The 22,548-nt window shown below is 55.2% G+C and carries 19 protein-coding genes; 6 read left to right on the top strand and 13 right to left on the bottom strand.

What is annotated here, in order from left to right:
* Nucleotides 1–44: 44 nt before the first annotated feature.
* A complete protein-coding gene (locus ABD971_RS10270) occupies nt 45–1,181 on the bottom strand; it encodes a cis-3-hydroxy-L-proline dehydratase (protein WP_339941049.1) in 1,137 nt (378 codons plus the stop codon).
* A gap of 339 nt (nt 1,182–1,520) precedes the next feature.
* Nucleotides 1,521–2,684, bottom strand: a complete 1,164-nt coding sequence (locus ABD971_RS10275) for an AraC family transcriptional regulator (RefSeq protein ID WP_339941219.1) — start codon at nt 2,682–2,684, stop codon at nt 1,521–1,523.
* Between the two features lie 195 nt (nt 2,685–2,879).
* Between ABD971_RS10275 and ABD971_RS10280 the strand changes: the two genes are divergently transcribed.
* From ABD971_RS10280 to ABD971_RS10300, 5 genes are all read left to right on the top strand, one after another.
* Nucleotides 2,880–3,782 carry a sugar phosphate isomerase/epimerase family protein gene (locus ABD971_RS10280; protein ID WP_345321744.1) on the top strand — a complete coding sequence of 301 codons (903 nt, stop codon included), beginning with the start codon at nt 2,880–2,882 and terminating at the stop codon, nt 3,780–3,782.
* A gap of 54 nt (nt 3,783–3,836) precedes the next feature.
* Nucleotides 3,837–4,409, top strand: coding sequence for a DJ-1/PfpI family protein (locus ABD971_RS10285; RefSeq protein ID WP_339941221.1), 573 nt, complete (start codon nt 3,837–3,839; stop codon nt 4,407–4,409).
* Complete coding sequence (locus ABD971_RS10290; RefSeq protein WP_345321746.1) at nt 4,409–6,967, top strand: c-type cytochrome; 2,559 nt, start codon at nt 4,409–4,411, stop codon at nt 6,965–6,967. Before ABD971_RS10285 ends, ABD971_RS10290 begins: the two co-directional genes overlap by 1 nt.
* A complete protein-coding gene (locus ABD971_RS10295) occupies nt 6,961–8,526 on the top strand; it encodes a DUF7133 domain-containing protein (RefSeq protein ID WP_345321748.1) in 1,566 nt (521 codons plus the stop codon). Before ABD971_RS10290 ends, ABD971_RS10295 begins: the two co-directional genes overlap by 7 nt.
* A 381-nt stretch (nt 8,527–8,907) precedes the next feature.
* Nucleotides 8,908–9,309, top strand: a complete 402-nt coding sequence (locus ABD971_RS10300; RefSeq protein ID WP_345321750.1) for a hypothetical protein — start codon at nt 8,908–8,910, stop codon at nt 9,307–9,309.
* Nucleotides 9,310–9,426: 117 nt separating this feature from the next.
* Here the strand turns inward: ABD971_RS10300 and ABD971_RS10305 are convergent, their stop codons facing one another.
* The 5 genes from ABD971_RS10305 to ABD971_RS10325 form a co-directional block, all read right to left on the bottom strand.
* A complete protein-coding gene (locus ABD971_RS10305) occupies nt 9,427–10,380 on the bottom strand; it encodes a CsgG/HfaB family protein (protein ID WP_345321752.1) in 954 nt (317 codons plus the stop codon).
* Nucleotides 10,381–10,388: 8 nt separating this feature from the next.
* Nucleotides 10,389–11,321 carry a hypothetical protein gene (locus ABD971_RS10310; protein WP_345321754.1) on the bottom strand — a complete coding sequence of 311 codons (933 nt, stop codon included), beginning with the start codon at nt 11,319–11,321 and terminating at the stop codon, nt 10,389–10,391.
* 94 nt (nt 11,322–11,415) lie between these two features.
* The gene (locus tag ABD971_RS10315; RefSeq protein ID WP_345321756.1) at nt 11,416–14,508 is read right to left on the bottom strand and encodes a CsgG/HfaB family protein; all 3,093 of its coding nucleotides are present in this window, start codon (nt 14,506–14,508) and stop codon (nt 11,416–11,418) included.
* On the bottom strand, nt 14,508–15,311 hold the full coding sequence (locus ABD971_RS10320) for a hypothetical protein (RefSeq protein WP_345321758.1): 804 nt from the start codon (nt 15,309–15,311) through the stop codon (nt 14,508–14,510). The genes ABD971_RS10315 and ABD971_RS10320 overlap by 1 nt, the downstream gene beginning before the upstream one ends.
* Before the next feature lie 19 nt (nt 15,312–15,330).
* Nucleotides 15,331–15,900 carry an RNA polymerase sigma factor gene (locus tag ABD971_RS10325; RefSeq protein WP_345321760.1) on the bottom strand — a complete coding sequence of 190 codons (570 nt, stop codon included), beginning with the start codon at nt 15,898–15,900 and terminating at the stop codon, nt 15,331–15,333.
* 308 nt (nt 15,901–16,208) lie between these two features.
* On the opposite strand from ABD971_RS10325, the gene ABD971_RS10330 reads away from it, so the two are divergent.
* On the top strand, nt 16,209–17,717 hold the full coding sequence (locus ABD971_RS10330) for a sulfatase family protein (protein WP_345321762.1): 1,509 nt from the start codon (nt 16,209–16,211) through the stop codon (nt 17,715–17,717).
* Between the two features lie 48 nt (nt 17,718–17,765).
* On the opposite strand, the gene ABD971_RS10335 is transcribed toward ABD971_RS10330, so the two are convergent.
* The 6 genes from ABD971_RS10335 to hisH form a co-directional block, all read right to left on the bottom strand.
* Nucleotides 17,766–19,079 (bottom strand): outer membrane protein assembly factor BamB family protein, encoded by a 1,314-nt coding sequence (locus tag ABD971_RS10335; protein ID WP_345321764.1) that lies wholly within the window; start codon nt 19,077–19,079, stop codon nt 17,766–17,768.
* 48 nt (nt 19,080–19,127) lie between these two features.
* Nucleotides 19,128–19,568 carry a hypothetical protein gene (locus ABD971_RS10340; RefSeq protein WP_345321766.1) on the bottom strand — a complete coding sequence of 147 codons (441 nt, stop codon included), beginning with the start codon at nt 19,566–19,568 and terminating at the stop codon, nt 19,128–19,130.
* Between the two features lie 85 nt (nt 19,569–19,653).
* The gene (locus ABD971_RS10345; RefSeq protein WP_345321768.1) at nt 19,654–20,403 is read right to left on the bottom strand and encodes a hypothetical protein; all 750 of its coding nucleotides are present in this window, start codon (nt 20,401–20,403) and stop codon (nt 19,654–19,656) included.
* A gap of 98 nt (nt 20,404–20,501) precedes the next feature.
* Complete coding sequence (locus ABD971_RS10350; protein WP_345321770.1) at nt 20,502–21,113, bottom strand: CAP domain-containing protein; 612 nt, start codon at nt 21,111–21,113, stop codon at nt 20,502–20,504.
* A 309-nt stretch (nt 21,114–21,422) separates the two neighbouring features.
* Nucleotides 21,423–21,917: a hypothetical protein gene (locus tag ABD971_RS10355; protein WP_339941086.1), complete on the bottom strand. Its 495-nt coding sequence runs from the start codon at nt 21,915–21,917 to the stop codon at nt 21,423–21,425.
* Entirely contained in the window at nt 21,914–22,543 is a 630-nt protein-coding gene (hisH, locus tag ABD971_RS10360; RefSeq protein WP_339941088.1) for an imidazole glycerol phosphate synthase subunit HisH, read from the bottom strand. The genes ABD971_RS10355 and hisH overlap by 4 nt, the downstream gene beginning before the upstream one ends.
* Between the last annotated feature and the right edge of the window lie 5 nt (nt 22,544–22,548).

A 22,548-nucleotide genomic window follows, 5' to 3' on the forward strand; every position in this document is an offset into this window, starting at 1 on the left:
CAGCCCGAAGGCTGGACACTCGCGGATGTCCATCACTTCGTCGCTTAGGTCGTCAAGCTGTACGACTTGTTGCAGGCGGTTTGGTACTTCCAGACGGGGTCACCGAGCACGTCAAATCGGGGCGAGATACCGAGTCCTGGTTCGGTCGATGCCGCCATCCGGCCGTTGACACGTTGCGGTGCGCCGTCGGCGATGGACTGCGTCACATAGCTGTTGAAATCGGTCGACGTAAACAAATACTCCGTCGGAGTGCTGTGCGCCAGATGCGAAATCGCCGCTGTGATGATGTCGCCACCCCAGCTGTCTTCGAGCGTCATCGCGATTCCAAGCGAAACGCAAAGATCACGGGCTTGGCGTGCTTTGGTCAAGCCGCCAAATTTGCTGATCTTGATATTGACCACGTCCATTGCGCGATCGGCGACCCCTTTTAGGATGGCGTCCACCGAATCGATCACCTCGTCCAACACGAACGGCAGCGTCGTGTTTTGGCGGATGCTCAAGCATTGCTGGTAGGTGGCACAAGGTTGTTCGATATAAACGTCGACATCTTTGACCGCGTTGACCACTCGCATTGCTTCGTGCATCAACCATCCGGTGTTAGCATCGGCAATCAATTTGTCGCCGGGTTGCAGGATTTCGCGTACGGCGCGAATTCGCTCGATGTCGTCGTCCGCTCGACCGCCCACTTTCAATTGAAATCGGCGATAGCCTTCCGCTCGATAGCTTGCTACGTTCTCAGCCATCTCGGCTGCAGGGCGTTGTGAAATGGCGCGATAGAGCACCACGTCGTCGCCATAACGACCACCAAGCAGGGTGCTGACAGGCATTTCAGCTGCTTTGCCGAGGATGTCCCAGCATGCCATATCGATTGCTGATTTGACGTAAGGGTGACCCTTCATCAAACGGTCCATTTTCAGGTTCAGCGCCATGAGTTCGGTAGGATCGTCTCCGATCAAATGGGGCGCTAACTCCTGGATGCCTGTTCGGGCACCGGCCGCGTAGGCGGGCAGATAGACGGGGCCTAGCGGACAAACTTCACCGAAACCGCTGATACCTGAATCGGTTTCGACCTCGACCACAGTGCTGTCAAAGACGTCGACGCTTTTGCCTTCGGACCAACTGTAATTGCCTTCGTGCAGTGGTAGGTCGACTTGATAAATCTTTAGTCCTGTGATTTTCATTGAATGGGGCTCTTAAGTGAGAACGCGGCAAGTGATTTGTGATTTAGCGGCCTGTTAACCTCTTTTGGAGTGATAACGAGCCGCTAAGCCGAAGATGTCTTTGTTGGGGATGGTTGCTGGGAGGCTGCGATAAAGTTGGATGCTATCGATCAAGCCATCCCAGCTTGACACTCTTCGTATTCTAGTGATGGAAATCAGTGGTTACTTGGTTGGAAAGCACCCCAATCGATGAATTTGCGCATAGGTCTGTTGTTTCGCCGGGTAACTGTGTCAGATGGTTCCATCGATTTGGGGGGGGCTGCCCCGTCGAGTCAATCTCGCCGGATCAATCTCGCCGGATCAATCGTTTTGCATCGTTAGCTCACGGACCGATCTTCGGTACGCGGTGGCGGTCATGCCGCAATGTTTTTTAAACAACTGCACAAAGTACTGCTGTGTCGTAAATCCCGTGCGTGCTGCTACACGCTGGATACTGAGCTCGGTATCTCGCAATAACTCTTTTGCAGCTTGAATGCGAATTCGATTCATTTCTTGATTGGGTGATCTTTGCAACAGCTCGCGACATCCGCGTTCAAGTTGACTCCGTGACAGCGGCACCGCATCCAAGACATTTGCAATCCGGATCCCTTCGCAAGCATGTTGGCGGATGAAACGAATCGCCGCCGCCAACAGCGGATCGCTGGTGGCGACGATGTCGGAGGATTGCCGTGTGATAACGCCGATCGGAGGGATCAACAGTGGTGTGGTGCGTGGCTTGCCGCCCTTCATCATGCGGTCCAACAGTCGAGCAGCCTGGTAGCCAATTCGGTGCCCGTCCAATTGTACACTGCTGAGCGTAGGAGTGCTGATGGTGGTCAGTGTTTCGTCATTCTCGACACCGACCACCGCGATCTGTTCCGGCACCCGGACGTCGGCGCGGCGGCACGCATCGAGTAGCCAGCACCCTAGTTGGTCGGTACAGGCGAGAATCGCCGCGGGTTTGGGAAGCTGCTGGATCCACTGGCATAACCGAGCTTGTTGACGTTCCCATTGGTTCGGTTTCTCGGTTGCACCCGATTGATGGAATTCTTCGCATTTAAATCCGGCAGCATCCAGGTGGGCGACGAAGCTGTTCCGGCGGTCGATGAAAAACTGTTCGGTATCGAGCCGATAAATGCCAAAGTGTTCGAAGCCAAGTTCAAGAAAATGGGACGCCACCATTTCACCGACGGCGTGATTATCCACCCCGACAAACGGGAATCGCTTTGCCAGTCGACTCGATCGTAGTTCCACGGTCGGCACTCCGACTTGGGTCACCGCACGCTGGATCGCCGGGTTACCCGAGCGAGTCAGAATGCCATCGCCGTCCCAGTTTCGTAGCCAGCTGGGCGGTTGAGATTCGAGGTCGCGTAGTTCGACGAACATCGACCACGACGCTTGCTCGGCTGCATAGCGTTTAACACCACTGAGCAAGTCTCGCCCGTAGCTTCGTGAGGTTTCGATGATGAGGGCAACGCGGCGCAGGGGAAGAGTCTCCTTCGAGAGAGAAGTATCAGCCTAATCGAGTAATTCTGAGACGCAATATAGTGTAAAAGAATGACGCAAAAACGTATGCGCGAGTCCTTTCGGCTCATGTTAAAATCGTGAGCTTAACCAGCCTCTCTCTCTCCCTCCCAATCGTCATTCTACTTTCGCCTCCCTTCCCACTCGGATTCCTCGATGAAGCGACGTCAATTTTGCCAGCTCGCTGCGACCAGTGCGGCAGCCATAATGGCATCACACACGCTGGCAAACGATTCTGCCGCATGGCGCCCCAATTATTTGCTCGGCTCGTGTCTATACGGTTATGCACCCGTGTCCGACGTTGTCGCGGAAGTTCGCAAGAGCGGCGCGACCGCCGTTGATATCTGGCCCAAAGTGCACGGGGACCAGCGAGAGCAGATCGAAGCGATGGGAGCGGATGCGTTCGCGGAATTGCTGGCCAAGCATGACGTCCAACTTGGGTGTTTGACGCAGTACAAATTGGGCCCATTTCGTTTGCAGGACGAGATGCGTTTTGCGGAAAAGTTTGGCTGCAAAACGATTGTCGCGGGCGGTTCGGGCCCGAAAGGCTTGAAGGGCAGCGAGCTGAAACGAGCCGTTGGCGAATTCGCCGAAAAAATGAAACCGCACCTCGCCGTTGCCACGGAAACCGGCGTCACGATTGCGATCGAGAATCACGCCAACAATTTGATCGAGTCGCCTGATTCGATGAAATGGTTGATTGAATTGTGTCCGAGCTCGCATCTTGGAATCGCGTTGGCACCCTATCACCTGCCACAAGATCCTAACGCTTTGGCCGGTTTGATTCGCGAGCTAGGTCCGCGGATCGAAGTGTTCTACGCGTGGCAGCACGGCATGGGCAGCACAACAAAACAAGCTCGTGAATTGGAAATGCAACAAATGCCCGGCCGCGGCGAACTCGACTTTGCTCCGATCATGCAGGCGCTTGCCGAGGAGAATTACGCGGGCTGGACCGAGATCTTTATGCACTCGTTCCCGCGAGGAACCGCGATTGCAGATTCCACTGCCGCCGTCACCGCGGAGGTGAACCGTGCTCGCGATTACTTGGCATCGCTGTAGCTAACCCACAAACCCCTCGACCCCTTTCTTCTCTTTCAAAGTCTAGAAATGACCATGGAAAAAGTATTGATTGTGATTGGTGACGCCAGCGAAACGCTGGACACCATGTACCCGTATTACCGTTTGCAAGAAGCGGGATTTCAACCTGTGGTCACCGCCCCCGAGAAACGGCGTTACCAAATGGTGATGCACGAAGTCAAAGCAGGATGGACGATCACCAAAGAATGGGAAGGCTATACGATCGATTGTAATGTGCCGTTCAGTGAAGTGAACGAAGAGGAGTATGCCGGAATCATGTTTTCGGGTGGACGGGCACCGGAGTACATTCGTTACGACAAAGATCTGGTGCGAATCACAAAACACTTCTTTGCCACCAACAAACCGATCGCATCGGTCTGTCACGGAGTCGAGATTCCCGCTTATGCCGATTGCGTTCGCGGCCGCCGCATGGCGACCGTGCCCAAGTGCAAATTCGATTTAGAAGTTTGTGGTGGCACGTTTGTCGACGAAGCCTGTGTGGTTGATGGCAACTTGGTTAGCGGCCGAACGTTTCATGACAACGGTCACTACTTAGGTCCGTGGATCGATTTGTTGGTCAAGGCACGTGATGGCGTCGTGGTGGTTTGATGCGATACTTGATTGCTGGCCTATGGGTTGCCACCGTCGCATGGACTGCAGTCGCGGTGGCGGAAGAATCACGTTCTGACTTAACATCGCTCCACGATTCATCGGCTCCGCCTGTGGTAGCGGGGTTCGATCGATTTGCGAGACATGGTGATATCGATGCCGTTGATGGCGGACGCTTGCTGCTCAGCGAGCTGAGTTGCACGGCATGTCATGCGAGTGATGTTGCCGCCGCAGGCAAAAAAAACACCGCGGATGCGATCGCGCCGAAGCGAGGTCCGCGACTGCACAGTGCGGGACTTCGTTACTCGCAGGCTTGGCTGGCTGATTTCATTGCCTCGCCGCACCAGGTTAAACCGGGGACGACGATGCCGGATTTGCTGGGGAATCGTTCGCCACAGCAGCGACGCGAGATCAGCACCGCGATCGCGGCTTTTCTTGCCGACACTCAGCGTGCCGATTATCCCGAGATCAAAGCGACCGGCGCCAATCCGGTAATGTTCGAGTTTTGGAATCGCGGCGATGCCGATCACGGTAGCGAGATTTTTCATACACGCGGATGTGTGGCCTGCCATTCCAGCGACGCGGGCTATGTTGTGACCGGGGCAATCACATCACCTGTCGATGCGTTGTTGGAGGAACTTGACCCCGAAGAACTCGCCGATATGGGGTTGGCCGCTGCGGCACGGCGAGTCGACTCGATTCCACTCGGGGATCTGGCAGCCAAATACACTCGCAAATCGTTGGCTCATTTCTTGCACGATCCGGCGCACACGCGGCCTGCACTGCGGATGCCCGATTTTAAATTGTCGAGCAACGAGTCCGCGGATTTAGCCGAGTATTTGCTGAGTGCTTACTCCTCGGATGAGCCCACGTTCAGTGCGAAGCCATCCTCGGCTGTGTCGAGCGACGATGCGGCGAACGATGCGGCGCTGGTGCAGCGGGGACGCGAGTGGTTCACTGAATTAAACTGTGCTGCTTGTCATGACTCGTCAATCAAAGCTGCTTCGCCGAGCGTGATGCCATTGTCAGCAGTCAACTTTGCCGCCGCCAAAAGTTGTTTGGGAGATTCGCCGCAACGCCCGGTGCGGTACCCGCTCGACTCGGTGCAGCGAGATGCCATCGCCAAAGCGATCGCGAGTAATAAGTTGGGACAGGCGGTTTCAGCAACGCAGAAACTCGACGATATCCTGTTGGCATCGAATTGTTACGGGTGTCATCAACGCGACGAACGCGGAGGGATCGGCCGCTATCGTAAACCCTATTTCGAAACCGCAGGTCACATTGATTTAGGTGACGAGGGCCGATTACCGCCGCCGCTGACAGGCGTCGGTGCAAAATTGACATCCGCGCACCTTGCCAACGTCGTTTCTGGCAAGGCGCCGCCGGTCCGTCCCTACATGCAAATTCAGATGCCGCGATTTTCGCTCGATGTCACTCGAGCGTTGCCAAAATTGTTCGCGGAAGTCGACGAGGCCAATGACGCCGACACAACGCGTGTGTTTGGCAAAACCAAAGACTTGGCCGACGCGGGGCGAGAGTTGATGGATATCGGTTGTGTCCAGTGTCACACGTTTGGTGGCGACGCGTTGCCGGGCGTCGTCGGCGTTGATCTGAACAAAATTAATTCTCGCATTCATCCGGCATGGTTCGAACAGTTTTTGTTAAACCCCGGCGATGTGAAAGCCCGCACACGAATGCCGACGTTCTTTGTGGATGGTAAAAGCCCAAAACCTGACCTGCTCGATGGCGATCCCAAGCGACAAATTGCGGCGATGTGGACCTATTTGAGCGAATTACCCAAGTATCCGCTGCCAAGCAAAATCGAAAAGTCACGAGCAGAGAATTACGAGCTTTCGCCGACGGATCGTCCCATGATTTTGCGAACGTTCATGCCGGGAGCCGGGCCGCACGCGATCGCAGTGGGCTTTCCGGAACAGGTTCACTTTGCCTTTGACGCCGAGCAGGTTCGATTAGCAACAACTTGGCGTGGTCGGTTTTTGGATGCTCAGGGGACTTGGTTTGTTCGCTTTGCACCGCCAGCGGATCCGCTCGGGCAAGAGGTTGTCGAGTTTCCGGAAGGATTTTCCTTTGCCAAATTGAATCAAGCAGACGATCCTTGGCCATTGCCGCCGGACGTACGGTTTGGTGGCTACCGAATCAATGCCGATGGATCGCCCCTGTTCTTGTACCGCTATGCCGGAGTGGAGGTCACCGACCACATCGAACCTTTGGCTGCAGAGGATCGATCGGAAACGCATCACAAAACAGGGCTGCGACGAACGATAACGCTGACGCCGATCGAGTCGGACGCGAACGCCACGGTCGCTCCGCTTTGGTTTCGTGTTCATCAAGGTGATCGGATGACACGAATCGATGACCACACAATGCGACACGAATCGGGTCAAAACGAAACTGGTCAAAACGAAGCCGGTTTGACGATTGCGATTCCGCCATCGCTTGCACGTGACGCTCATGTTTACCAGAGCGATGATGTGACCGAGTGGCGAGTCCCCGTACGCGAATTTCCCTTCAAAATCGAGGTTAACTATTCATGGTAGTTCGCGTGCTTTGGATGACATGCATGTTGGTGTTGGGGGCGTCCGTGGTGACACCCCAAACGATGAACGCAGCCGACGAAAGTGATTACTACCGCATCGTTTCGATCGAGGTTGCCGAAGCGAGTGATTCACGTTCGGCGAATTGGCAACCGGCACCCGATGGTTTGGTGCTGGAGGTCAGCGGGCTGACGGTCATGGACGATTCGCGAATTGCCGTCGCGATTCGCAAGGGTGAAATCTGGACGATGGACGGCGTCTATGACGACCCGCCCAGCAATGTGAAATATGAAAAGTTTGCCTCGGCGCTGCATGAACCGCTCGGGTTACTGTGGCACAACGATTCATTTTATGTGACTCAGCGATCCGAGCTGACTCGGATTCGTGATCGCGACGGAGATCACGTTGCGGACGAGTATTTGACCGTTGCCAAAGGTTGGGGCGTGACGGGGCATTACCACGAATATGCCTACGGGCCCAAGCTGGATCACGAAGGCAATCTATGGATCACGTTGAATATCGGATTAGGGTTGAAGGGCGACCAGCTGGCACGAACCGTTAAAAACAAAACGCTCGGCTACCGGCAAGGCCTGTGGCGTGGTTGGGGAATGAAGGTCACTGCCGATGGAGATCTAATTCCGGTTTGTGCCGGCATGCGATCGCCCTCGGGGTTGGGAGCGAACGCGGATGGTCAAATGTTCTACACCGACCAACAAGGCAACTGGGTCGGCACCAACACGCTGCATCACATGCGGTCGGGTGCGTTTTTTCATCATGCCGAATCGTTGGCGTCAATCGACCATCCTGAATCGCCGATCACGGATGTCGCATCGGTTCCCGACGGGTTGCCGTTTCCCGACGCAATGAAGGCGTTTCCGCAACTCGTTCCGCCAGTCGTTTGGTTTCCCTATAAAAAAATGGGGCAATCGGCGACCGACATCATGTTGGACGAAAGCGGTGGCAAGTTTGGTCCGTTCGCAGGCCAGTTGTTTGTCGGCGAGTTCACGCAAGCATCGATTCATCGCGTGTTTCTGGAACAGGTCAACGGCGAATACCAAGGTGCCTGTTTCCCATTCCGCAGCGGGTTTGCGTCGGCGGTGTTGCGGATGGCCCAAGGGCATGACGGCAGCATGTTTGTGGGGCTGACCAATCGCGGTTGGAGCAGTTTGGGAGCGGCGTCGTACGGTCTGCAGCGTTTGGTGTGGACTGGCGAAACGCCGCTGGAAATCAAGGAGATGCGAGCCAAGCACGACGGATTTGAGTTGACGTTTACAAAACCCGTCGATGTCAAAACCGCCGCTGATCCCGCGTCATACACGATGTCCAGCTACACCTACCTGTATCAATCCTCGTACGGCAGTGATGAGATTCAAACGCAGTCGTTAGCGATTCGCGAAGCGAGGGTGTCCGAGGATGGTTTGCGAGTTCATTTGGTCGTCGATGGATGCCGTGAAAAGTTCGTTCACGAGCTGAACGCGATCGGGGTACGAGGCCGAGGAGGTGATCCGCTGCTGCATACCCATGCCTATTACACGCTGAATCAAATTCCGGCATCCGAGTAATTCCGCTTTGCACAACTTCGTAGCCTAGGCTTCCAGCCTGGGTGGTTTACCGGAATGTCCCCGACGCACACAGATTCTCGGCGGCAGTTGAGCGAATGACTTGTTACGCTGCTATATTCAGCGACGGCCGCGACTGTCGCTGCAGTTGCAGTTGCCCCCGGGATCTCACCCGTTCGCCACCTAAATAAGCTCGGAGAAGTTTCGATGAGATCGATTCATGTTGGTGCTGTGATCTTGGCGTTCGTCTTTGTCACTCTCACGCATTTCGCGTTCGCAATTGTCTCTTCGGCACAAGAAGTCTCGAGTGACGAGGTCCGTCCTGCTTCACCGAAAACGATGTTCGCGTACCTTGCGACGGGAATGCATGTTGGCGTCAAATCCGTGGACGGCACCGCAAGTGTTTTGCTTTTTGTCTACACCGACGAAGACTACGAAACGGCCCTCGCCACATCGAAGCTTGCGGGAAGAGGGGCTGTCGCCAGGGATGCGGCAGCGATAAATCCAGCGATTCAACGTGAGTTGGATGCCTTTATGGTTCGTCACAACCTAACGGAGGAAGCTGCAGAGCGTCTTTTCGTTATCTCTCCTTTTCGAACGACATTTGGAACGCTGGGGGCGATTGGCGACGACTACCTCATGATCGAAATCGACAATGACATTAGGGTCGATGCAAATTCCACGTCAAAACGGCGACGTATTATCCCGAAGTCGTCCATTGGATCAATTGATCTCGACGCGAAACCAGTTCAGATCGTTGACACCAGGCCACCCTCACGAAACTAGGTTGGTAGGCATCACATCGGTTGTCTTAACCGGTTCCAACTTTCCACCTCACGAAGCCGCGACCACACCGTCATGATTTTGCATGTCGCATGTTCACAAATCCAAGTTGTCACTGCTTCATTTCACCAGCTTTGGAACCAATCGCTTAACCAGTTTTCGGGCGGTTTCTTGTAAGCCCGATTTCGCGGCGATCTGCTCGGCTAAATCGATTGACATGGTGGTCTCGGCGTCGGAGGTTAACACCGTGCCATCAGTTTGCTTGATCACTTGAACCTCCACGCGGCACTGCACCGATACCAGATCGGCGCGGCTCATGGCGAATTGGGAAAGTCCTTCTCCTTTGATCAGGACGTCCGCGCGAGCCGAGTTTGCGTTGTCTGACGCGATCACGTCAAACCCTAGCTCGGTGAGTAGTCGCTCGATCTCGGTTTGGGCCGCAGGGTCAAAGGTTTGCTGGCCCACATGTTGCTCGGTAACGGCGACCGTAACACTTGGCAGCTTCTTGTTCTTGCCGCGAAGTGATTTCCGAGTGCTCGCAAGCCAATCGTCGACCGGAACTGGTTTCGGCAGCAGCAGCTTGGCTTTCTTCGCGACGACTTTGTCCACTTCCGCAGCCAATTGTTCGACCAATTCGCCCAAATCCGTATTGGAGGAACCTTTTACCGACGCGCCCGCCAAGCGACTGGTTTCGGTACCGATCACCTTGGCGACCAAATATAAATCGTCGTTGACTTGCAAAACTGATCCGGTGATCAGCAGTTTCGCGCCAGTCAGTTTTCCAACTTGCATCGCCTCGTCCGCTTTGACGATGCCGGCTTTGCTGAGTTTCAATTCTTCAAATAGGTTATCGATCGTTTGACGCTCGACCAACATCACATGCTCGGAAACGATCAGGTTGGCAAACAGTAAATCGGCAACCTGAGCGGCTTCCTCTTGCACATCGCCCCGACTTTCAAAGGGCAGTATCGCGGTCGGAATCGGCCGCTTGGCATCGGCTGCGGTCACATGATGGCTCAACGCGAGCAGCAGACTGATCACACAGCTGCAGAGTATGGAGGTTCGGTACATCATCGATTCTTTCAAGGGGCTTGGGGTGGATGGGTAAGCGTTTGGAGGAAGATGTGCGTCAGTAATTCACGCGGCACGGGGAATTCGTTCCACCGCGAGATCAACGGCACACCGACAAACAGACAACCGCCGTGGTTCTCTCTTGATTGATACTCGGCAAGTTGCCAAACCTGAGACCCGATCGCCGGAGTCATCCGCAATTGGTTGTTTGAAACTTGCAATTCCCAGCCGCGAGCATGCTCGGCGTGCGACGACCAGAATTCCAGGTCGATTTGTTTAGGGTGCCAGCGACTGTTCGCAATGGTTGTGAAAGCGAGCTTCACGCCATCGGCAGCCGACGTCTGCATCGGCCACGTTGATTCATCGGCGGGGCGAAGCACGATCACCCACTTTCCGTCGCTGACCCATTGCTCGACCGCTTTAATAATCCGTTTGTCCCACGCGATGGATTCGCCGATCACGATGATCGCTTCGCTATCGACGCGTTTCAAAGACGTAACCACATTGGGTGTCAGGCCCGTTTTTTCCAATGCATCCTCGGTGATGCCGGCGGGATCGTACAACGCAATTCCGGCATCGCTGAGTGTTTGCCGGATGTTCACAAAGCAATCGGGCGAATGCAATCGCAAAGGATGTCGCATTTCGGAAAGCGGATCGCCGAAGTGAAGAAACAGGTCCACCTCGAGCGTCACATCTGGTTTGACTTCCGGAGTCTTTATCGCAAAGGACCGTTCGGCGACATCGCCCGTGTTTGATGAGTGCAGTTCGTTAGCCGGTTTCAGTTCGCTGACGCCTTGGGTTAACGTGCGATTGGCTGTGTTTAATCGCCAATAGACTTTGTTTGACGTGGGTGCCACCTCGGGGGCGAGCGTTAGGATGCAAGTTTCCCCGGCAAACTGGTCCGATTGGCCTGGTTTCAATTGTGCCCATGACGGATTGGTCATGGATGCAACCAGCAAAAAGACGGTCCCCGCTGCGACGCGAACCTTGCGCGAACATACGGCGTGTGGTTGTGAGTTAGCAGTTCGCTCGGGTGAATTAATTGTCACTGGATTGCACCTCGGAAACGTGGGGCCTTTTCGTCACCTCCGCCAATCCGGCATGGGTGGCGATCCACAATCGGTCGGCTGCCCAGACGCCATCATCCGATGTGTAATATCCGTCCATTTTGAATCCATCGCGGGGTCCATACATCGAAAAATCACCAGTATGTTTATTCACTCGATAGAGTCCGCTGGATAAAAATTTCTCATAAGGAGTGCCGCCAAACCAAATTTCATCTTCGTGTTCAATAATAAATTTCACTTGATAGCCGGACTTCTGACGTCCGGGCGGATACCAAGCCTGTTTGAACCGATCTTCAGGGATCTCATGTAGATCAAACGGGTACAGTTCACGTTGACTGGTGGACGCCCAGTAGCCGATGTCAGCGGGAAATAGGAACGGGGATTTTAGTGAAGTCAGTTCTAGCGGACTCCACCTTTCGGTTTTTTGATCGTAATGCCGAATCGATTTGATCGAGCGTGCTAAGATTTTGTCGTCGCTGACAATGATGTGTGTCGGAGCCTGGTCGGGAGCGTCTTTACCCTCGAAAAATCGTACGGATCCGTCTGCGTTGATCTTCACTAATCCGCCTCCACGAGCGGTTCCAACACCGATGTAACACTCGTTATCCACGGCGTGGAGCGATTCGATATGCAGATCCGGCAACGACTCGTCGAGTCCCCAGTGGTGCCATTGCTGGGATGCGATGTCGTAGCGATACAGTCCCTCGTCGTCGGTTCCAACCCACAGTGAACCGGCATCGCTATCCATGCATGTGATGCGTCCAATCTGTGCTTTGATCGTGGTCCAGGATTCAGTGGCGATGTCGAATGCGAAACATTGGTAACTCTGTTTTCCTCGCCCGCCACAGAACACCCGCAAGCCGTCGGTTGCTAACGCCACACAAGACTTCGGAAATTTGTCAGCGTTTGTCAGATAGCGAACGTTGATTTCACGGTCCGGATTCAACGGGACACCACCTGCGGATTTGATCGCCCCTGCTACCGAGGCTTGATTGATCAAGTGAGGAACCGACTCGGCTGCACGAACCCATGTCGCCACCGCTTGCTCATTTTGACCGAGTTTCTGCAAGCAATATCCACGCTGCAGGGCGTAGTAGCCGCGGTTCAGCGAGCGAGGCAGACTCGGTGAAAACGAATCCAAGACTTTCATCGCAGCATCAACACGGTCGGCTCGTCGCCAATATTCTGCGGCGTGAATCAGCAAGTTTTCAAAGGCGTGTCGCTCGGCGTGTTCGTTCATTCCGGCGAACCCGCTGGCGGCTTGCTCGTACCACTTAGCCGCTTCTTCGTATTTGCGTTTTCGGGCAGCAGATTCCGCAAAGAACAAACAGCCTGCGTGTCGCTTCCACGGGTTTTCGTCACTTGTCCAATTGGCAATCAACGCTTCGGCTTCGGGGGTATCGAGCATGCGGGCGATTCTGCTCGATTCGGTGGCCAGCAACCGCTTGACCATCGCATCGTCGACCTCGTCGATTCGCTTCGCCGCGATTCGCAGCACCGGCATCAGTGATTGGATGTCCTCGGGCTGCAAGTACCGTGCACTGAGCAAATTTAGGATCCGTCCCCAACGATAATCGCGATGTTGCGGCGGCATCCTTTCAAAAGCAAATTGCACGTTTTCGGTCGACATCCGACTGAGGTTCGGTGCGACGGGGCGACTGATGCCGAAGGCGTGATGCCGTCCAATACCCGAGAGTAAGTGGAGCGATGTCGCCGCCAAATCGCTGTTTGGATTTTGCCGCGTTACTTGCCGTAGCAGCTCGCCGGCACGCTCGTGATTGACAATGTCGTCGATGTGATGGCTGAAGCAAAACGCTAACGCGTATGCCGCCACCGCGTGATCGGGATCGATGAATAGAATCGTCTCGAGTCGGTCGATTGACTTACGAAGCAAGTGAGTGCCCAGCGGAGTGTCGACGCTCACCACGCTGGCCCAATAGCCACGCGATTCGTACTTGGGGGCGTTCGCGTCGACCTTTTCACGCAGGTCGATGCCGGGCACACGGAAGCTGCGTTCGCCGCCCGAAGTGGGAGATCGTGGGCGAAAACGGTACAGATCGCGAAGGACTTGGTCGAGCAATCGCTTCGTTTCATCGCTCGCTGCATCCGCGGATCGATCACTGTCGGCGAGTCGGGGCGGCTCGGGCAAACGAGCGGCCTTGGACAATACGCCGGCAATCTTCATCGCCGCCAATGACAATTCACGCGGCAATTGACTCGGCGTGGTCTGGAACCCGAACGCATGAATTGGTGTTTGCTGCCCAGCCTGAGTCACTTGCCCCGAGACTTCGATTTGCAAACTGCCGTTGGTGTTGTGTTCGTTCAGCGTCCCTGTGACGAAGTAGCCAGCCGATCGCTCTGGCTTTTTCGCTGGTAGCGACGTCGAGTCGACGAACCCTGCCTGGATCAGTTCCATCTCACGCACGAGATCGCTCATTTGAGATCGCTGCAAGACATGAAACCGTCGATGGTTTAATAATTCCGCGGTCAGCATGTCGCGTATTCCCAGTTCAAGCGGTCTCAGTCGCACGAATCGTGCTTCGCACTGAAACGCGGCGACAGCGACAGTGATCGCGGCTTCGGATGGAGTTTCGATCACCGCGGATAAGTAGCGAGCCGTGTTCACAGCCGATTCTTCGAGCGAAATCTCGTCCACCGCTGCGAGACTGACGCCACGAATCGTCCCGGTTTTTGCTTCGACGACTCGCACGATCATCCGAGTGGAATCAGGGGCCTTCTCGGCCGATAAAAATTGGGCATTCAGAATCAAGTCGGCCGAAAGCAATTTGCCAAATGAACTGCCCTCGCGTTGCTGTGCCCCCAGCGTTTGGTTGATCAGCTGTTCTTGTAGCGCCGTTTCGATTCGCATCCGCTCGACGACGATGATCGAATCATTTTGGCTGAGCTGAACCTCAAGCAAATCAAGAAACACATTTGCGAGATCTTGTTGAGACTGCGTCTGTGAATCTCGCAGCGTTGTTGTTATTGCTACCGAGGTCGGTTGAGCCGAAACGACGGTTCCGACCATCATAAAAGCGAGGAGTGAGAGCGTGCGAAGTGGCATCAGATCAGCTCTCCATCACATGGCTTTAGCAACTCGTGCACGACGACGAGTTGCCAGTGCTGGTCGCCACGGTCCTGCTGCCACACGATGCCGGGTTGGTTAGCGATGCAGTGTCGGGTCCGCCGCTCCGCCACGTCATCGGGCGACGAGACTGAGATTTCCATCCATAGCGAATTGTCGGGAAGCAGGTGCGACCACGTTTGGACCTCGATGTCCGAGATGTTTGACAAATGAAATTGATGGTCCTGGCTGCCGATCCACTCGTCGCGTTGAATCGTTTTCCAGGCCGAGTTTGCGTTTCGCTGTTGCAGCACAAACCGCACGATGACACGCGGCGATTCTTCCCAGGCGACCGTATGATTGACCAGATCCACTTCGACCGTTTGACCACGTTGATGGATCGAACGAACTTGGTGCTCAAACACGCGGTCAAACTCGCAAACCAACATCTCGCTGCGATGCAAATCCTCAGGCGTGAACGACCAAGTTGGTTGCGGGGCCGGTTCGAAATGAACGATTGCTCCGGCGGGGTTGGGGGCGCTCAGGTATTGCCATGCGAACATCACAAACACGATGCAGGCACCCACGGCCAGGCACGCGGCAACACGAATCCACGATCCATTTGCGTAGGGCGAGGTGTCGTTTGGCGGCAGCGTCACCGATGCGGTGATCGAGTCTGGGCCCTCCGAAAGCTTGTCAAGAAAACGTGTTTGCATGCGATCACGTTGTGCTTGATTCGCTTCCAGTCCGCTTCGCCAATCACGAAGCGTTTGATCGAGTTTGTCGTCGTCGGACGGTTTCATTTATTTCTCCGGTAAATCGTTACCGATGGTCCTGCCACAATTGTCGCAATGCGGGGGTGTTGCGAAGCGATTTCCTCGCCTCGCTGACGCGTTGATAAACGGCATCGACCGAACAGTTTTCAATTTCAGCGACATCGGCAGCCGACAATCCTTCGGTCACCATCAGCACCAAGGCGGTGCGTTGCTTGTCGGTCAAGTGTGCGAGTGCATGTTCGATCTCATTTCGAGTCTCTTGCTGAGTGAGCAAGGTTTCGTGTGATTGATTTGTCGCTGCGACACGTGTGACGTCTGCCGCCGCGTCGAAATGTTGTGAGCGAGTTTTTTGGCGGCGAAGGTCACTGCGAATCGTGTTCACCAGGATCGTGTACGACCATGTGCGAAAGGTTGCTCGCGTGTCAAAGGAATCGATCCAGCGTACGACTTTCAGCATCGTTTCTTGTGCCACATCTTCGGCTTGGCTATCGCTCAGCATCATTGCCCGAGCCGTCCCGTAGAACTGCGACAAATAGCGTTCGGCTAATTCCGCCAACGCGGACGTTTCTCCTCGCTCGCGCCACCGATCGATCAATTGCTCATCGGATTCCGGCATAAGACTTGGAAAATCGGTGTTCAAAGGGCGGCAAGAGGACTCTTCACACCCCCCTTATACTCCGCCGCCAGCGAGTCCTGAGGTCAAAAACTCCGAAATTTTTCGAGCGAATCTTCACGGTCGGTTGCTGACCGAGTCACAATGATTGGGCGACTGATGCACCCAAATCGTCGCTGGATCGATTAAATTGGGTCATGAAAATGCTCCTCTCAATCTCTCACCTTCCACTGAACTTGCTGCCCATGCTTACCTCGCAAATAAAACATCACTCAGGACTGGTCCCTTTCAGCCGATGGATCGGAATGGTCATGGTCTCGGTTTGTACAACCTGCTCGATCGGGTTGGCTGACGAGCCACCGGAGTCCTCGGGCCACCCCAACGTCATTGTCGTGATGGCCGACGATCTAGGGATCGGAGACGTTTCGCCGACCAATCCTGACTGCAAAATCAAAACGCCGCATCTGCAACAGATGGCGGACCAAGGACTGACGTTTCTGGATGCTCACACCCCCAGCAGCGTCTGCACCCCGACTCGATATGGTTTGCTGACCGGGCGCTACAACTGGCGTTCGCGGCTCGCCCGCGGCGTGCTCAGTGGAACCAGCGAGCACTTGATTCCCGCCGACCGCCCCACGCTTGGGCATCTTATGAAAGCGGCAGGTTATCACACTGCAATGATTGGCAAATGGCATCTCGGTTGGGATTGGCACAAGAACGGCAAGCGGATTGATTTCACGCAGCCGGTGAAGAACGGTCCCGATATCAACGGGTTTGATCAGTATTATGGTCACTGCGGGTCGCTAGACATGCCGCCTTATGTTTGGGTCGACACCGGTCGCGTGACGGCACAACCCGATCGCGAAGAAGGCGTCACGAAGAAACAAGATTCGTACGGTTGGTACCGTAATGGGCCAATCAGTTCTGATTTCAAAATCGATGAAGTGCTGCCTCATCTGTTCGACAAATCGATGACGTACGTCAAAGAGCGAGCGGCGGATGCAAAAGCGGGAAAACCGTTCTTTCTGTACCTGCCGCTACCCGCACCCCACACTCCGATCGTTCCTGTGCCGCCGTATAAGGACGCCAGCGGAATGAATCCGTATGCAGACTTTGTCATGCAAGTCGATGCCCATATGGGACAACTGTTCACCACGATCAAAGAAGCCGGACTCGATGAAAACACGCTTGTGATTTTCACCAGTGACAACGGATGTTCACCTGAGGCGAACTTTGGGGTGCTGAAGGAGCATGGGCACAACCCAAGTGGAAGATATCGTGGGCATAAAGCCGACATCTACGAAGGCGGTCATCGGGTGCCCTTCATCGCCCGTTGGCCAGAGCGTATCGAAGGAGGTCGTACCACCGATGCATTGGCGTGTTTGACCGATGTGTATGCGACACTCGAGGCGATTACAGGGCAAGAAAAGAAGGCTCTCGGTGGCGAAGACGGCTTCAGCTTGTTGCCCGTGTTCGAGGGAGCCGAGACATCGGGGCGTCGCACCCTGATCAGTCATTCGATCGGCGGATTTTTCGCCATTCGCGAGGGATCTTGGAAGCTCTGTTTGTCCAGCGGCAGTGGCGGATGGAGTGCCCCGCGAGAAGACGCAGCCAAAAAGCAAGGTTTGCCGCCGATGCAGTTGTTCGATCTGAAGGCGGATCCTGCCGAGACGAATAACTTGGTTGCAACGCATCCCGAAAAAGTACAATCAATGCTGCGTCTGCTGCAGGTCGAAGTCCAATGTGGACGCTGTACCGAAGGGGAGCTGTTGAAGAACGATCGCGATGTCCAATTCCTTCCCGACGGCGTCGATCTCTAAAAAAGGTGTCGGACACCTTTTTGGAAGGATAGGCAGTTTGAGGTGTGTTTAACGCACGCAGATGACGGCGTTGCCGACGCGTAATAGGAAGGCGTCGTCGGTGACGGCGATGCCGTATAGCGTCGGTTTGCTAAACATCGCCGCGGCGCGTTGACGCTCTTCGCTCGTTTCTTCGGCCAACTTGGCTTCCGCCGGCAACGTGTCGCCGTTCCAAGTGGTATTCTCGGCCAAGATTTTGAATTCGCGTCCGGCGGCCAAGACGGTAACCAGTCCGTCTTTGCCAAAGAAATAAACTCGGTTTCCTACACCAAAAGGTGTCGCCCAGCTCGATTGCTTGATTCGCTCGGTGTAGACCTCTTCGCCCGTCGTGACATCAAAACAATAAATGACGCCCGAGCGGTTGATCCAATACGCCAAACCTTGATGAACGATCGGCGATGCCCATGTGGGGGTTGCTTTAGAGGCTGTCCACCTTCGTGTTGCGGTCCAGGTGTCGCCATCGCGAGTGACTTGCATCAAGCCATTGGAGTCGGCTGCGGATCCCGCATTCTCGCCGTTGCGACCGGGTGAGGCGCCGATCAAAAAACGCCCGCCGCCGATATCAATCGGCGTCGTCGACGTGTTGCCTCCGACGTCTTCGAATGACCACAGCAATTTTCCGGTTTCGGGATCGTAGCCATCGACAGTCCCTGCCGAGCTGACGACGACTTGCGGTTTCCCTTCGACTTCGATGATGGCCGGCGAGCTCCAGCTACGGCGTGGTTCTCGTGGTGTTTTCCACAATGTCGCCCCGGTTTTTTTATCGATCGCCAACAGGCTGCTCGGTCCATCATGTTCCAGCAAGACAAACATCGCCGATTCGGTTTGGCACGGCGATGCCCCCAAACCAAATTCGGCAACAAAAGGTCCTTCGTCCTTGACCAACGTTCGGGTCCACAATTTTTTACCCGCGTGGTCGTAAGCGGCACAGTCGCCGCTTTCAAAGAATGCGATCACACGATGTTCATCGACCACGGGGGTGGGGGCTGCGCGGCTGATGTAATAGCTGTTCTTTTCCGGAGCCGAGTTGGTGATCTGTTTGTGCCACAATTCGCTTCCGTCCGTGGTGTTTAGACAGACGACGTGGTAGGTGTTTTTCTCGGGGCCTTCAACGCTGGTCACAAATGCTCGGTTGTCCCAAACGACCGGGCTCGATTGGCCGTGACCGGGGATTGGTTTGATCCAGGCTATGTTCTCGGTGGGCGACCAAGAGAGCGGCAGGTTGATCGCGTCACGCGGCCCCGCACCGGCACCTAGAAACGCGGGCCAAGCATCCGGTGTGCTGGCCGAAAGTCCAATCCAAATGGCAAGGAAGTAAAACATGGTGAGTTTGTTTCAGGAGAGGGGGGAGTTCGAAGTGGGAAAGGGCCATCACTCGGCGTCGTCGCCCGGAGCGTACTCGACGTCGATTACGATGTTGTTATTGGTGGGCTGAACCTCGACGACGATTTCGGAAGTTTGGAAGTCACGATATTTGGGATGCAAGATCGGTTTAGGCAGCAGTCCCGGTCGCTCGACTCCGGTGCCAATGACCGAGTCCGCGATCACGACCACGCGGTGGGTGCCCGCGACCGCACCATCATCGATTTGGTAGGTGCCAAGAAAAAAACTGCCATCCGGTGCAATCTCACCTGTCGCTGTGACGGGGTTTTGCACTCCCGAGATCTCGAATTCGATCGTTCCCTCGCGAAGCAATTTACCATCTGGAAAGCGGACGACGCCACTGACCGGATAGGTCGTGGCTTCCCCCGACGAGCAACCGGGAAGCGAGAATGCCACCACAGGCAACAAGAGACACAGTGCACGCAACATTATCGCAAGATTCCATAAACGTGATGAGAGCTGGCACGGAACGAACCAGTTTGGCCAGCACGGCGGTTGTGATCCTAACCGATCCTTAGCGATCGAGCAGCATCGACCAAGAAAAACGCAAATCGTCTCGATGTTTTTCAATCGCTTTGTTGAGCTTCGAGACGATTCGATCATTCTGGTTTTCGATAAAGCGTTCGATCAGGACCTCCTGCATTATTTCGCCCCAGGCTTCTGCGGCATCGCCGCCGATCTTGCTGACTCGATCGATCTCGAACGAAACCAGCGTCAGCTTGGCGCCCTCGATGATCGGGTTGGCGACCACAGCGGGTGGTATTTCGCTGTAATCAAGATACAGCCCGATCGTGGAGGTCAGTTGTAGCTGTACTTTCATACGTCCGGTCACTGTCACGCTGTAGAGTTTGACGCCCAAGTTCCAGCGTTCGACTTTAGCCGTGAACTGCATCGGCGTTTCAGTGGTGGAATCAATCCGCCAGTAATCCTGGTCGTTCCGCGTTGCGGAATTGATTTTCGTGGTGGCGGCATTCGGGGCGTTCACCTCGGGTAGCTTGATTTCATAACGAATCCAGCGGCCGTGGTTTACCTGTTTGAATCGTCGATGGGTTTTTAGTTTCAGCCCATCAAATTTCGCGCGGACACCGGCCCATACTTTTTTTGTATCGCCCCAGTCCTTGTCGCCCGTGTAGACGGGGGGGACTTCTTGCATCGCTCGCGTCGCAAGCCACTGCATCGATTCCTTGGCTTGCGATTCGGAAACCGAAAGAGTTTGCTGTGCCACGACCAAGCTGGCCGATAGGTTTAGCGTGAGGGCAACCATCAGAGTGATCACCCCATGTCCAAGTCGCGTTCCCTGCGACTTGGAGCCGACATTGGCTGCGCTCGCTGAGACAGTTTTATTTGTCAGCGAGCTCGGTATTAGCGATAGACCACGCAGAAGTAGACGCCATCGCGTCCTGTGGCCATCGCGGCGCCGGCGACCCGCATGCGTGGATCGTTTGTAAAGCAAGCCGATACTCCCGAGGGTGAATAGGAACTCGACCATCCGACCCCTTCGTACATACCAGGGGCGAATGATCCCGGCGGATGGTTTTTCAATCCTTGTGACGCCATCAACGCGGCACGCTGTTCGGCGACCGCTTGCAGTTGTGGATCAAAGCGAAGTGCACCAATTCCGTTGCGTGCCCGCTGGGCATTTAACGTCGCCAGCACGTTGGATGTACCACCACTGGGTTGCATCGTCGATGCCGGAATCGTACTGGAATACGATTGCCCAGGCCCAGATTGAATTTGTGCCGACTCGATTTGCCCTGGCATTGATTGCCCTGGCAACGATTGGATTCCCGTGGGATTTGTCCACGAAGTTTGCGTGACCGACGCAGGCGGGGCGGTGTGCGAATGCACCTTTCCGCACTTGGGACACACGTATTGGTTGGACGCAAGTACCACGTTGTTGGCGGCCACGTTGGTTGCCAACATTGCAGTGGTGGTAATCAGTCCAGCCAAAGCCACAGACAGCATTCGAAGCATACTACTTCCCTTTTCTACGAACCAAGAACTTTCATTTGACGAGAGTCGTTGGCAGAACGAGAAGGGGCACGGTCTTGGTGTTCGATACGAGCGTGCCCAGAATCTCAGCCAATCAACGAGCCAACGAAAATGCAAACTTTGCCAATTGGGCGAAAGGGGGGCGTAGGGTAGAGAGGACAAGTTTCACTGGAGTTTTATGTTCGCCAGCGAAGTAAATCGATTGCCCTACGCGAGTTACGACTGCAAGATTCAACTGAGAATTCGCTTGGCACCGTAGGCAAGACACGCAGAATAGGCGGAATGTCTTCGCTAGCAACCTTTGATGCTGTAGGTCCAGCGGAGGGTGCCAGACGCGTCCGTCACGGCGGGGCGGATCTCCGTTCGCTCGCCCTCGATGCTCATTTGAGAGCCGTCGCCCGGCTCGATTTTGAACCGTGGGTTCGTGTGGTAGGTGCTGCCAAGAAACTCAGGCGTCTGTTTGCAGCGGCAGGCGAAATCAAAGAAAAGCGTGGGCTCGGTGGCCGATTCCTGCCAATGCACACTGACGCTCCAGTGGCTGACACCGGCTGATCCGACGCCCAACAGTGCATCGCCAACCGGCAGCGATTCGAGCGAAAGTTGTTGGATCGGCGGCGAGCAAGGCCATGCTTGGTCGGCAGTGCCGTTGACGCTGGCCATCGCAGCGTTTTCGTCGCTGGACGCTTCGCCGCTGAGAATCTGGTGCACGAAGCGGTCTTCGCACCAACGGAATTCGACTCGCAGCGAGCCATCGGGGGACGTCAAGGCAAGAGGAGCGGAGGTCACGCCGTCACCTCATTTCCAGTCGGCAGGCTGGAAAAGGCGGACAACAGTTTCAGCCCGTCCGCTTGGCTCTTTTCCGGATGGAACTGGGTCGCGAACAGATTGTCTCGCCAAACCATCGCACAGAACGGGCCGCCGTAATCACACGTCAGTGCAACCACGGAGGGATCCGCCGGACGAACGTAATACGAGTGAACGAAATAGAAGTGGGCTTCGGGGCTGATGTCCTTCAGCAGCGGTGGTTCGGTTTGGTGCGTCACCGTGTTCCAGCCCATGTGAGGCACTTTGTAGGACGACGGCAATTCAAATCGAACCACGTCTCCCTTCAGCACGCCAAGTCCGTCGTGTTCGCCGTGCTCGAAACCGCGTTCAAACAGCAGTTGCAGCCCCAGGCAGATACCAAGAAAAGGCTTGCCTGAATCGATAAAATCGCGGATCGGGCCGGCCAAATCGCGGCGGCGGATCTCGGTCATCGCGTCCCCGAACGCCCCGACACCCGGCAGGATCAGCTTCTCTGCCTCGGCGATTTCACGAGGGTCGGAACTGATTCGTGCAGAGCCACCGACGCGTTCAATTCCTTTTTGAACGCTGCGGAGGTTTCCCATCTGATAGTCAACAATGGTGATCATCGTGG

It is taken from the genome of Novipirellula rosea (genome assembly GCF_039541335.1).
Lineage (GTDB): Bacteria > Planctomycetota > Planctomycetia > Pirellulales > Pirellulaceae > Novipirellula > Novipirellula rosea.